Source organism: Streptomyces sp. NPDC034049, assembly GCF_055575575.1.
The window spans coordinates 663,808-674,872 of the sequence record NZ_JBVISJ010000004.1 but is presented as its reverse complement, the minus strand read 5'-3'; the positions used below and the strand labels follow the sequence as shown (position 1 = coordinate 674,872).

At 71.4% G+C, this 11,065-nt stretch carries 12 protein-coding genes and 1 tRNA gene; 5 read left to right on the top strand and 8 right to left on the bottom strand.

What is annotated here, in order from left to right:
• Window positions 1–147: 147 nt before the first annotated feature.
• A complete protein-coding gene (locus tag ACZ52C_RS16240) occupies window positions 148–279 on the top strand; it encodes a hypothetical protein (RefSeq protein WP_469075318.1) in 132 nt (43 codons plus the stop codon).
• 321 nt (window positions 280–600) lie between these two features.
• On the opposite strand, the gene ACZ52C_RS16235 is transcribed toward ACZ52C_RS16240, so the two are convergent.
• Window positions 601–674 (bottom strand) — tRNA-Pro (locus tag ACZ52C_RS16235).
• Between the two features lie 99 nt (window positions 675–773).
• Here ACZ52C_RS16235 and ACZ52C_RS16230 point away from each other — a divergent pair.
• On the top strand, window positions 774–1,304 hold the full coding sequence (locus ACZ52C_RS16230) for a DUF309 domain-containing protein (RefSeq protein ID WP_469075317.1): 531 nt from the start codon (window positions 774–776) through the stop codon (window positions 1,302–1,304).
• A gap of 43 nt (window positions 1,305–1,347) precedes the next feature.
• Here ACZ52C_RS16230 and ACZ52C_RS16225 read toward each other — a convergent pair whose 3' ends face one another.
• Window positions 1,348–2,121 carry a sulfite exporter TauE/SafE family protein gene (locus ACZ52C_RS16225; RefSeq protein WP_045561649.1) on the bottom strand — a complete coding sequence of 258 codons (774 nt, stop codon included), beginning with the start codon at window positions 2,119–2,121 and terminating at the stop codon, window positions 1,348–1,350.
• Window positions 2,122–2,328: 207 nt separating this feature from the next.
• Between ACZ52C_RS16225 and ACZ52C_RS16220 the strand changes: the two genes are divergently transcribed.
• The 3 genes from ACZ52C_RS16220 to ACZ52C_RS16210 are packed head-to-tail and all read left to right on the top strand — an operon-like array spanning window position 2,329 to window position 3,952.
• Entirely contained in the window at window positions 2,329–3,138 is an 810-nt protein-coding gene (locus tag ACZ52C_RS16220; protein ID WP_469075316.1) for an alpha/beta hydrolase, read from the top strand.
• A gap of 41 nt (window positions 3,139–3,179) precedes the next feature.
• Window positions 3,180–3,455 carry a WhiB family transcriptional regulator gene (locus tag ACZ52C_RS16215; RefSeq protein WP_469075315.1) on the top strand — a complete coding sequence of 92 codons (276 nt, stop codon included), beginning with the start codon at window positions 3,180–3,182 and terminating at the stop codon, window positions 3,453–3,455.
• A gap of 14 nt (window positions 3,456–3,469) precedes the next feature.
• A complete protein-coding gene (locus tag ACZ52C_RS16210; protein ID WP_469075314.1) occupies window positions 3,470–3,952 on the top strand; it encodes a Dps family protein in 483 nt (160 codons plus the stop codon).
• Between the two features lie 141 nt (window positions 3,953–4,093).
• Here the strand turns inward: ACZ52C_RS16210 and ACZ52C_RS16205 are convergent, their stop codons facing one another.
• The 6 genes from ACZ52C_RS16205 to ACZ52C_RS16180 form a co-directional block, all read right to left on the bottom strand.
• Window positions 4,094–5,455: an amidohydrolase family protein gene (locus ACZ52C_RS16205; protein ID WP_469075313.1), complete on the bottom strand. Its 1,362-nt coding sequence runs from the start codon at window positions 5,453–5,455 to the stop codon at window positions 4,094–4,096.
• A 61-nt stretch (window positions 5,456–5,516) separates the two neighbouring features.
• The gene (locus ACZ52C_RS16200) at window positions 5,517–6,188 is read right to left on the bottom strand and encodes a hypothetical protein (RefSeq protein WP_469075312.1); all 672 of its coding nucleotides are present in this window, start codon (window positions 6,186–6,188) and stop codon (window positions 5,517–5,519) included.
• Between the two features lie 307 nt (window positions 6,189–6,495).
• Complete coding sequence (locus ACZ52C_RS16195) at window positions 6,496–7,881, bottom strand: NtaA/DmoA family FMN-dependent monooxygenase (RefSeq protein ID WP_469075311.1); 1,386 nt, start codon at window positions 7,879–7,881, stop codon at window positions 6,496–6,498.
• 22 nt (window positions 7,882–7,903) lie between these two features.
• Window positions 7,904–9,151 carry an LLM class flavin-dependent oxidoreductase gene (locus tag ACZ52C_RS16190; RefSeq protein ID WP_469075310.1) on the bottom strand — a complete coding sequence of 416 codons (1,248 nt, stop codon included), beginning with the start codon at window positions 9,149–9,151 and terminating at the stop codon, window positions 7,904–7,906.
• Window positions 9,152–9,165: 14 nt separating this feature from the next.
• Window positions 9,166–9,918 (bottom strand): GNAT family N-acetyltransferase, encoded by a 753-nt coding sequence (locus ACZ52C_RS16185; RefSeq protein WP_469075309.1) that lies wholly within the window; start codon window positions 9,916–9,918, stop codon window positions 9,166–9,168.
• 58 nt (window positions 9,919–9,976) lie between these two features.
• Complete coding sequence (locus tag ACZ52C_RS16180; protein WP_469075308.1) at window positions 9,977–11,005, bottom strand: ABC transporter substrate-binding protein; 1,029 nt, start codon at window positions 11,003–11,005, stop codon at window positions 9,977–9,979.
• Window positions 11,006–11,065: the final 60 nt, after the last annotated feature.

Genomic DNA, 11,065 nt, shown 5'->3' with positions numbered 1-11,065 from the left:
TCCTCTGAAGCGGCCCCTGACCTTCGACTTCGTGAAGTCGGGACGACAGAGCGGAGCGAACGCTCAACTCCTGCCCTGGACATGGCAACCAGCAGCGATCCACCTCATTGTGTTAGTCGTTGCAAGCCCGTTCAAAGCGCACTCGTCTTGCTACCTGCTCTCCAGGACAAGGAGAAGGAGGAGGAGGGCGAGGCCTACGAGGACTCGGGCTACGTCGTCGTCGATGAGCTGGGCCGTCCGTTCAAGACGGACAAGCTACGGCGCGAAGCGCAGAGCTGATGGAGCCAACAGGTGTGCGCCGAGTCCGTCTCCTACGACGCGCGGCACGCGTGTCTCTCTTGGATGGCCAACAACGGAGTGCCTGACACAGTGATGTCAGCTTGGCCGGGCACACGACCTGTCATTCACCAAGCGCGTCTACGCGCACCCCGACCCGCAGAGTCTCAAGGCAGGTTCAGAGAAGCTGGGTGAGCTGCTCGGTGAGGGAAGATCATCCCAATTGGTGAGAAATTGCGAGACGAGAGCCCGGAAAAGATCAAGGGCCTCGTCTCACGTCATGTGATCCAAGGCCCTGACCTGCGACAACTAGTCCTATAGCTGTCGGGACGACAGGATTTGAACCTGCGACCCCTTGACCCCCAGTCAAGTGCGCTACCAAGCTGCGCCACGTCCCGGTGCGCTGTCCGCGGGGAAACCGCGTGATCGCGCACTGAGAACTTTACCGTACGTCGGCCGCTGCCCGGCCGCCGGTGAGCGGGAGGGACAATCGAGGCATGAGCGGGACAGCGGAGGACGGGACGGCGGCGGAGCGGGACCGGGACGAGGAGGGACGGGCGCGGAGCGCGCGGCCCCGGGACGGGCTGGGGCGCCCGTTGCCGTACGGGGCGCCGGGGGTGGAGCGGCAGCCCGAGGGGGTGGTGCGCGACCCCGAGGAGACGGTCGTGGAGGCGCAGGCGCTGCTGGACGCGGGGAAGCCGTTCCATGCGCACGAGGTCTTCGAGGACGCCTGGAAGTCCGGGCCCGACGAGGAGCGGGCGCTGTGGCGCGGCCTCGCCCAGCTCGCGGTGGGGCTCACGCACGCTGCGCGCGGCAACGTCAAGGGCGGGGCCCGGTTGCTGCGCCGGGGCGCCGGGGCCGTCGAGGAGTGGGGCGGCGGAAGCGGCCGACCGCGACCCTACGGCGTCGATCTGACCGGAGTGGGAGCGTGGGCCCGGCGCTTGGCCGACGTGGTGGAGCAGGGAGGGCAGGCGGTCGACGCGGGGGCGTGGGCGCCACGGTTGCGCGGCGACTCCCCGCGCCCCTGAAGGATCAGGCCCCGCGGGCCTGGAAGGACCTGCGGGCGGGGGCTCAGCGGAGCAGGAGCTGCAGACCGCCCACGATCGTCGCCGCGATCACCAGCCGCTCGAACAGCTTCTGGTTGATGCGGTTCACCGCCCACTTGCCGAGGAACGCGCCCGGTACGACGAACAGGGCCAGCGCCGCGTCCAGCAGCAGCGAGTGCGCGTCGATGAGGCCGAGGCCCACGCTGAACGGGACCTTGGAGACGTTGACGATGAGGAAGAAGAACGCCGACGTGCCGAGGAAGCCGAGCTTCCGGAAGCCCGCCGAGAGCAAATACATGGACATCACGGGGCCGCCGGCGTTGGCGACCATGGTGGTGAAGCCGCCGAGGACACCGTACGAGCGGGCCTTCGCACGGCCGGCGCGGGTGGTGATGGCGTCGGGTTCGTCGTCCTTGTCGACCGTGCGGCGCCGCCAGATCGTGACGGCCGTCATCAGCAGCAGGATCGCGCCGATGGAGGTGCGGACGATCCTGTCGTCGGCCCAGACCAGGAACAGCGTGCCGAGGACGACTCCCGCGCCGACCGCCGGGAAGAGCTTCCACAGGGTGGGCCAGTGGGCGTGCCTGCGGTAGGTGAGCACCGCGAGGACGTCGCCGACGATGAGGATCGGCAGGAGGACGCCGGTCGAGGCGCGGGCGGGCAGGACGGCGGCGAAGATCGCGAGGCTGACCGTGTTGGCACCGCTCACGGCGGTCTTGGAGAAGCCGACGAGCAGGGCCGCGAAGGCGAGGGCCGCGAACTCGGCCGTGGACAGGTGCCAGAGAGTCATCGTGTTCATGCGGGGTCCGATGCTATGCGCACCTATCGGCCCACGACAGGAGCGTCTCGCCAGTTGATCCTGCCCGCCTCACGCCCCGTGCCCGGGCGTTCCGTGCCGGGCGTGCCGCCGCGCGGTCGGTTCTTCGGCCCCGGACGGCCCATGGACCATCGTCCGACGGGCTGGCAAGATCCCCGGGGTACCTTCACCGACGTAGTTGGAGGAGTCATGGCCGACTCGCGCGAGCACAGCTTCGCCGGTACGCGGGGCGGTGTCACCGCGCGGGAATGGCCGTGCGAGGGAGCGCGGTACGTCGTGCTCCTGGTGCACGGCTACGGGGAGCACATCGGCCGGTACGAGCATGTGGCCGACGCCCTGGTGCGGCACGGCGCGGCGGTGTTCGGTCCCGATCACATGGGGCACGGCAGGTCGGCGGGCGAGCGGGTGCTGATCGAGGACTTCGAGGACGTGGTCACCGACGTGCACTCGGTGGAGGTGCTGGCGCGGGCCGCGTACCCGGGGCTGCCGGTGGTGCTGATCGGTCACTCCCTGGGCGGTCTGATCGGCGCGCGGTACGCCCAGCGGTACGGTGCCGGGCTCGCGGCGGTCGTGCTCTCGGCGCCGCTGATCGGGATCTGGGACCCGCTGCGGGCGCTGCTCGCGCCGCCGGAGGTGCCCGGGGTGCCGCTCGACCCGAAGCTGCTCTCGCGGGACATGGCGGTCGGCGCCCTGTACGCGAACGATCCGCTGGTGTGGCACGGCCCGTTCAAGCGGCCGACGCTGGAGGCCATCGACCGGGCTCTGGAGGCGATCTCCAAGGGCGGGTGCATCGGCCCGCTCCCGCTGCTGTGGCTGCACGGCGACGACGACCGGATCGTGCCGCTGTCCGGCAGCCGTACGGGGATCGAGGACCTCCGGGGCACCGAGTGGACCGAGCGCGTCTACCCGGGCGCCCGGCACGAGGTGTTCAACGAGACGAACCGGAGCGAAGTGCTCACGGACGTCAAGGAGTTCGTGGACGGCGTACTGGGTCGCTGAGCCCGCGTTTTCCGTCGTCCGCGCTGGGCACCCGGCCCCGCATGGAGTGGTTGCGGAGAGCGGCCTGCGTGGGAGAGGACCCCGAACTGTTCTTCCCCGTGGGCACCACAGGACCGGCGCTGAACGACGTCGCCGCCGCCAAACGTGTCTGCGGCCGCTGCCCGGTGCGCCGCGAGTGCCTCATGTGGGCGCTCGGCAACGGGCAGACGGCCGGCGTGTGGGGCGGCATGGGCGAGGATGAACGCACCGACCTGCTCCGCAGAACCGGCAGCGCCGACGCCGCTCGGCACGAGGCGCTCGCCGGTACGAAGCGATGAGGAGTGACGCGTAGATGACGATGGTGAGGAGCACGCTTCCCGAACCCGCCCGCCGGATCGCGGGCGACGCGCTGCAGGAGAGCCTGGTGGATCTGCTGGGGCTCTCGCTGATCGGGAAGCAGGCCCACTGGAACATCGTGGGACCGAGGTTCCGTTCGATCCACCTCCAGCTCGACGAGGTGGTGTCCACGGCACGGTCCTACGCCGACCAGGTCGCCGAGCGCGCGGCCGCGATCGGGGTTCCCCCGGACGGCCGGCCGGAGACCGTGGCGGCCCGGTTCGACCTCCAGGGGCCGAAGGAGGGCTGGCAGCGGGACACCGAGGTGGTGCGGCTGCTCGTGGAGGCGCTGGAGGCCGCGATCGGGCGGCTGCGGGAGCGGATCGAGACGACCGAGGAGGCCGACAAGGTCACCCAGGACCTGCTGATCTCGCTGACCTACGAGTTGGAGAAGCAGCGCTGGATGTTCGAGGCCGAGAACTGGCCGCGCGAGGACTGACGGCGGCACGGCCCTCGACGCCGGCGGACACGGCAGCGCCGGCCACCCCCGTCAGCCTGTCCGATGACCGTGGAGAGCCGGGCCCCCGACCGTGTACGGCGGTCGGGGGCCCGGCTCTCCGGCGTGTCGTGCGGTGGTGGGTCAGGTGTCGCGCTTCCCGGCCGCCACGGCCGCGAGCAGCCGGTCGCGGGACTCCTCGACCAGGCGGCGGGCCCGGTCGACGTCGGCGAGGAGCTTGCCGTCGCGCTTGTGGACCACCCCGTCGACGATGACCGTGTCCACGTTGGAGACGTCCGCGCCGAGCGTCACGGCGGCGGTCGCGTCGTGCACGGGCGCCATGTTGAGGGCGGTGGCGTCGAGGGCGACGACATCGGCGCGCTTGCCGGGGGTGAGGGAGCCGGTGCGGTCCTCCAGGCCGGCCACGTGGGCGCCGTTGAGCGTGGCGATCTCCAGCATCTGACGTGCCGTCAACATGGTGGCGGGGACCGGCAGGTTGGCCTGCCAGCAGTCGGCGTTGACCCGGGCGCGCTCGGCGCCGAAGGCGGCGCGGATCTGGGTGAACATGTCGCCGGGGACGGTGGTGACGACATCGATGCTCAGGGACGGCCGCAGTCCGTGTTCGATCGCCTGCATCACCGGCGGCCAGCCGTGGCCCATCTGGGTCTCCACCTGGGCGGCGATGGAGACCGTACCGCCGCTGTCGGCGACCATCCGCCACTCGTCCTCGCCGAGGTAGCAGCAGTGGACGTAGGTCGTGTCGGCGCCGAGCAGGTCCATCTGGTGCAGGCGCCTGACCATGCCGAAGCGTCCGGCCAGACGGCCCATGGCGACGTGCACGGTGATCGGGACGTCCAGCTCGCGGGCGAGTCCCCACTCCTGCCTGACCACGTCGTCGGTGCAGAAGCCGGGGCCCCGGGTGGCCAGGGCCATGGTGAGGAGGCCGCCGTCGGAGGCGAAGTGCTCGGCTCGGATCCGGCGTACGTCGTCGCCGGGCACCGCGATCTTGCTGTCGAACCAGTAGTCGGCGAGGGAGGTGTTGGCGCTGCCGTAGGCGTACTGGGCCCGGATGCCGGTCTCCCGCAGCGCCTGGAGCGCGGCGTCCGGGTGCTCGGGCGTGTTGTTGATGTGGGACCAGTCGACGAGGGTGGTGATGCCCGCGTTGAGGCACTCCAAAGTGCCGGCCAGGTTGCCCGCGTACACGTCCTCGGGGGTGAAGACGGGAGCGAAGGTGTCGAGGACGTCGACGAAGTAGTCGTCGAGGGTGGCGTCGGGGGCGCAGCCGCGGATCGGCGCCTCCCAGGTGTGGCGGTGGGTGTCGACGAAGCCGGGGATGACGATACGGCCGGTCATGTCGAGCACCTCGGCGTCGACGTCCGCGTCGATCTCCGGCTCGACCGCCGTGATCGTGCCGTCCTCGATGAGGATGTCGCCCCGGGGCAGGTCACCGATGGCCGGATCCATGGTGACGAGATGGCCCGAGCGCAGGAGCATCCGTGTGGTCATCGCCGTTCCTCCCAGAGGTGGGTCCGCATGAAAGCTGACGGAGTGTCAGTATGCGGTGAGGTCACGGACCGCCCCCATGACCCGGCCGACGGCGGGGACGACGCTGTTCCAGGGTGTCGGCGCACGGCAGCGGCACGCACTCCCCGAGCAGTCCGGGCCCCTCCCCCGCCCGGGCCCGGCCCGCGAGCCTGGCCACCGCCGCCGTACCAGCACCATGTCGTTGACGTCGACGTCGGTGGCGCCGTTGCCGAAGAAGGGCGCCGCGATCCGGTCGGTGCCGCGCAGCCGGGGGCGGACCAGGCGGCGCCGACGGCCATGGGGTGCACAACTCGGTGGCCCCGCCCATGAGTTCGGCGAGGGCACGCCTCGGGGGTCGCGCCCCGGGCGAGGGAGTGGTGGTGGCCCCGGTGGGTGGCGAAGACGTAGTCGTCGGGGCGCAGGGCGGGCTCGCGCCGACGGCCACGGCCTCGTGCCCGGCGGCGAGGTGGGTGGCGCCCTTGACCTGTGCGGCGAGGGACAGACCATGGGCGACCCGCTCGGTGCGACGGATGAGGGCCATCCGCTCGTACGGCGCGAGGAGTCGGCCGGCGTCCACCTCGTCGGGGCCGCCGTCGGGGTCCGCCGGGGTGCCCGTCGCGCTCCTCGCGTCGTCGGGATCATCCGGATCGTCGGGGTCCTCCGCGTCGTCCGGATCATCCCGGTCGTCGAGGTTCTCCAGACCGTCGGCCATCATGTGCTCCCGTCCGGACGGGTGTCGAGGTGCGCCTGGGCCTCGCGTCGGGCGAAGAGGTGCGGATCGCCACGGCGATCACTCCCCTCACTGCGGAGTGAACGACCGCGCGGGGCGGGTGTCAAGCGTCCCCGGACGCGAACCGGACACCGACGGCCGGCTCGCGGCCGTCGTCCGCGTGAGGGTGCGCCGCCCGCGCCCACCCGCGCCCACCCGTGCCGCTCCCGCTGTACGACTGCCCCGGCGGTCGACGAGAGAGAGGGGAGGCGGGGGTGGGTGGGCGCCGGGCAGCGGTACGGCCGCCTTTCGGCTAGGGCAGTGGGTGCGGCTGCCGGTCCAGGCCCAGGTGGTCGCGGAGCGTGGTGCCCTCGTAGTCCGTGCGGAAGACGCCCTGCTCCTGGAGGAGGGGGACGACCTTGTCGGCGAAGGGGTCGAGGCCGGTGGGGGTGATGTGGGGGACGAGGATGAAGCCGTCGGCGGCGTCGGACTGGACGTAGTCGTTGATGGTCCGCGCGACGGTCTCCGGCGAGCCGACGAAGCTCTGGCGGTTGCCGGTCTCGATGACGAGGTCACGGATGGACCAGCCGTTGGCGGCGGCCAGCTCCCGCCACTCCCGGGCGGTCGCCAACGGGTCGCGGTACATGCGCACTTGGGCGCGGCCCTTGGAGATGTGCGTGTCGCCGGTGTCGGGATCGATGTCGGGGAGGGGGCCGTCGGGGTCGTAGGAGGACAGGTCCCGGTTCCAGACGAACTCCAGGTGCTTGATGGCGGTGGCGCCGCTGACCTGGAGACGCCGTACCTCCTTGGCGAGTTCGGCGGCCTCGGCGTCGGTGTCGCCCAGCACGAAGGTGGCCGCGGGCAGGATCAGCAGTTGGTCGGGGCGGCGGCCGTGGCGGGCGAGACGGCTCTTGACGTCGGTGTAGAAGGCCCGCCCCGCGTCCAGGCTCGCGTACCGGCTGAAGATGGCGTCGGCGCTCGACGCGGCGAACTCGCGGCCCTCCTCGGAGTCTCCCGCCTGGAAGATCACGGGCCTGCCCTGCGGTGAGCGCGGCACGTTGAACCGGCCCTCGATGTCGAAGTGCCGGCCCGAGTGGACGAACGCGCCGGCCTTCGCGTCCCGCAGGAAGACGCCCGACTCCTGGTCGGCGACGATCCCGTCCCCGTCCCAGGAGTCGAAGAGTTCGGTCGCCGTGGCCAGGAACTCCTTGGCCCGGGAGTACCGCTCCTCCTGCGGCAGGAACCCGCCCCGGCGGAAGTTCTCACCGGTGAAGGCGTCCCAGGAGGTGACGACGTTCCATGCGGCGCGCCCGTCGGAGAGGTGGTCGAGGCTCGCGAACTGGCGGGCCACCTCGTACGGCTCGTTGAAGGTGGAGTTGATGGTGCCGGTCAGCCCGAGGTGTTCGGTGACGGCGGCGAGCGCGGCGAGGACGGTGAAGGTGTCGGGGCGGCCGACGACGTCCAGGTCGTAGATCTTTCCGCCCTGTTCGCGCAGCCGCAGGCCCTCCGCGAGGAACAGGAAGTCGAACTTGGCGCGTTCGGCGGTGCGGGCGAAGTGTGCGAAGGAGCTGAAATCGATGTGGCTGCCGGCCTCGGGGTCGCTCCACACGGTGGTGTTGTTGACGCCGGGGAAGTGCGCGGCCAGGTGGATCTGCTTCAACGGCTTCGTGGAGTCCGTGGACTTCGGGGGCTTGCTCATGGGTGGGTGTCTCCCGTCCGGCTCAGGCCGTCGTGGCGGCGTAGCGGTTGGCGGGGCGGGCCAGGCCCAGCAGGCCCCGCAGGGTGTCGGCCTCGTAGCCGCGTCGGAAGGCGGCTCGACGCTGGAGTTCGGGAACCAGACCTCGGGTGATCGCGGGGAGGTCGTGGCCGAGGACGGCGGGGCGCAGCCGGAATCCGGACAGCCCGGCGCTCGCCAACTCCTGTAGACGGTCGGCCAGTTGGACCGGCGTGCCGGTGAAGATCGGGGCGTCGCTGCGGTACGGCTCGCCGGCGAGGGCGTCGAGGCGCTCCCGGCGGGCCGCCGCCTCGGCCGGGTCGTCGTCGAGGAAGACCACCAGGTCGCCGAAGATGTGCAGCGGCTCCTCGGCGCGCCCGGCGGAGCGCTGCTCCGCGCGGATCTCGGCGACGATCGCGCGGGCCTGACCGGTGTCGTGCGCGGTGACGTAGCCGACGTCGGCCTGGCGGCCCACCAGTCGGTAGGGGACGGTGTCGTGGGCGAGCGCGGTCACGACGGGCTGGCCCTGCGGCGGGCGGGGGGTGATGGAGGGGCCCTTGACGCTGAAGTGGCGGCCCTCGAAGTCGATGTAGTGCAGCTTGTCGCTGTCGATGAACCGGCCGGTGGCCACGTCCCGGATCTCGGCGTCGTCCTCCCAGCTGTCCCAGAGGCGGCGCACGACCTCGACGTGGTCGGCGGCCTCGTCGAACAGCTCGCTCACCGTCTCCCGGGCGTCCGGGCTGTCGTAGGCCTCGATGCGCGGAACGGTCCGGCGGCCGAAGTGGGCCGCCTCGTTCGGCCGGGCGGTGATCTGCACCCGGAGACCTGCGCGGCCGGAGCTGACGTGGTCGAGGGTGGCGATCGCCTTGGAGATGTGGAAGGGCTCGGTGTGGGTGGCCACGACGGTCGGCACGATGCCTATGTGCCGGGTGAGCGGGGCGATCCGGGCCGCGATCAGGACGGCGTCCAGGCGGCCGCGGACCTGGTCGGTGCGCTCGTCGGGGTCGAGGAGGTGCGAGGACTGGGGGCCGAGCCCGTCCTCCAGGGTCACGAAGTCGAGCAGTCCGCGCTCGGCCTCGGCGACGAGGTCGGCCCAGTACCCGGCGGTGAACAGCGCACGGGGCCGGGCCGTCGGCTCGCGCCAGGAGGCGGGGTGCCATCCGGTGCCGTCGAGGGCGACCGCGAGGTGCAGGGCGGAGGAGGGTGCGGCCGGGGAGGGGGACGAGGGGGCGGGGGAAGAGGCTGCTGGGGACACGGGTGGGTGCCTTCCTAGGAGGTTCGTACGGCGTTCGCGGGACGCGTTCCCGGGCTTCGGACCGTGCGGATCGGGGAGCTGCGGCGCAGGGTGAACCCGATGGACTCGTAGAGCCGGACGGCCGGGATGTTGTCCGCGGCGGCGTGCAGGAACGGTGTGTCGCCGCGTTCACGGATGCCCGCGGCGACGGCGCGGACCAGCCGGGTGGCGAGGCCCCGGCCGCGGTACTCCGGGTCGGTGCAGACCGCGCTGATCTCGGTCCAGCCGGGCGGGTGGAGCCGTTCACCGGCCATGGCGATCAGCCGGCCCCCGTCCCGGAGACCGAGATAGGTGCCCATGTCGACGGTCCGTTTCAGGAAGGGGCCGGGACTGGTGCGGGCGACCAGGTCCAGGATCTCGGGGACGTCGTCGAGCCCGAGCCGTACGGCCTCGGGCGCGGGTTCGGCCCGCAGGGCGGTGTCCACCAGCTGGACACCCTGTCCACCGCCGAGCACCTCCCAGCCGTCCGGGACCGCGCCGACCGGTTTGACCCGTACGACGGCCCCCGGGCCGACGAGTGTGTGCAGGTCGGCCCAGGCCGCGGGGTCCTCCGGATCGGCGAGGGCGGCGAAGGCGTAGACGTCGGCCGGGTAGCGGGCGGCGGCGCCGACCCGTTCGGCGAAGGAGGAGTGCGGGCCGTCGAGGGAGGTCCAGACGGCGTTGTCGAGGACCGAGGTGTCCGGTGCGAGCGGGGCTCCGCCCCCGCGGAGGTCGGTCTGATGGACCACGGGGGCGGAGTCCTCTCCTCAGGCAACGGGCATGTCGTGCAGTCGGGGTGACGGGTGCTCAGGAATTGGTGAGGGGCAGGCCCGGCGGGTTGACCTCCGACTTCTCCACGGCTTCGTTGGAGAGGTTCCAGGCCTTCAGCCAGTCGGCGTACTGGCCGTCCGCGATCAGGTGGTTGATGGCCTCGGCGATCGGCTCGGCGAGGCCGCTGTCCTTCTTCGCGGTCGCGGCGATCAGGCCCTGGAGGGTCTCGCCGGCGCCGGAGAACTGGCCCGCGATGCGGGTCTCCTGGGGAGTGCCGGCGGTCTTGGCCGCGTGGTAGGAGAGGTTGGGGCTGGGGCCGAAGTAGGCGTCGATCTTGCCGCTGCTCAGCGCCAGGTAGATGCTGTTGCTCTCCTGGAAGTACTTGACGGTGAGGGGCTTCTTGCCCTCCTTCGCCAGCCTCGCCTTCCACTCCAGGAGGATCTTCTCCTGGTTGGTGCCGTTGCCGACGGAGACCGTCCGGCCGGCGAGGTTCTCGTAGTCGCCGTCGAAGTTCCAGTCGCTGTCCTTCTTTGTCTCGAAGGCCAGGTCGTCCTTGCGGTAGGAGGCGAACTCGTACTTCTGCTTGCGCTCCTCGGTGTCGGTGATGTTGGAGAAGCCGACGTCGACCTTGCCGCTGTCGATCCCGATGAAGAGGTTCTCCCAGGTCGACTGGCGTATCTCGGGTTCGAGACCGAGCACGGCGGCCACCAGCCGGGCGAGGTCGGGCTCGGAGCCGGTCACGGTCTTCTGGTCGCTGCCGATGAAGCCGAGCGGCGGACTGCCCGAGGGCAGCGTGCCCGAGCCGATCACCAGCGTGCCTCTCTTCTTGATCGCGGCGGGCAGCTTGGTGCTGATGGACTTCACCTCGGAGACCTTGATCTCGGTCTCCTTGGCCGCGCCGTTGGCCAGTTGTCCCACGGTGACCGTGCCGGCGGCGTCGGTCCTCGTGGCGGCCTCGGTGTCGCCCCCGCAGGCGGCGAGCCCGGTGGCGAGGGTGACGGCGGCGGTCGCCGCGGTGATGCCGCGCAGCAGGCTGCGCCGGGAGAACCGGGTGTGCGTGGGCATGGCTGTCTGTCCTTGTCGTTTCGAGTGGATGGTGCGGGCGGTGTGGGGGGAAGCGCGGAG

Coding starts and splice junctions, on each gene's coding strand:
- ACZ52C_RS16200 (WP_469075312.1), bottom strand. CDS start 6,188: ATGATGGCCGACGGTCTGGAGAACCTCGACGACCGGGATGATCCGGAC.
- ACZ52C_RS16195 (WP_469075311.1), bottom strand. CDS start 7,881: ATGAGCAAGCCCCCGAAGTCCACGGACTCCACGAAGCCGTTGAAGCAG.
- ACZ52C_RS16215 (WP_469075315.1), top strand. CDS start 3,180: ATGGAGTGGTTGCGGAGAGCGGCCTGCGTGGGAGAGGACCCCGAACTG.
- ACZ52C_RS16225 (WP_045561649.1), bottom strand. CDS start 2,121: ATGAACACGATGACTCTCTGGCACCTGTCCACGGCCGAGTTCGCGGCC.
- ACZ52C_RS16180 (WP_469075308.1), bottom strand. CDS start 11,005: ATGCCCACGCACACCCGGTTCTCCCGGCGCAGCCTGCTGCGCGGCATC.
- ACZ52C_RS16220 (WP_469075316.1), top strand. CDS start 2,329: ATGGCCGACTCGCGCGAGCACAGCTTCGCCGGTACGCGGGGCGGTGTC.
- ACZ52C_RS16230 (WP_469075317.1), top strand. CDS start 774: ATGAGCGGGACAGCGGAGGACGGGACGGCGGCGGAGCGGGACCGGGAC.
- ACZ52C_RS16205 (WP_469075313.1), bottom strand. CDS start 5,455: ATGACCACACGGATGCTCCTGCGCTCGGGCCATCTCGTCACCATGGAT.
- ACZ52C_RS16210 (WP_469075314.1), top strand. CDS start 3,470: ATGACGATGGTGAGGAGCACGCTTCCCGAACCCGCCCGCCGGATCGCG.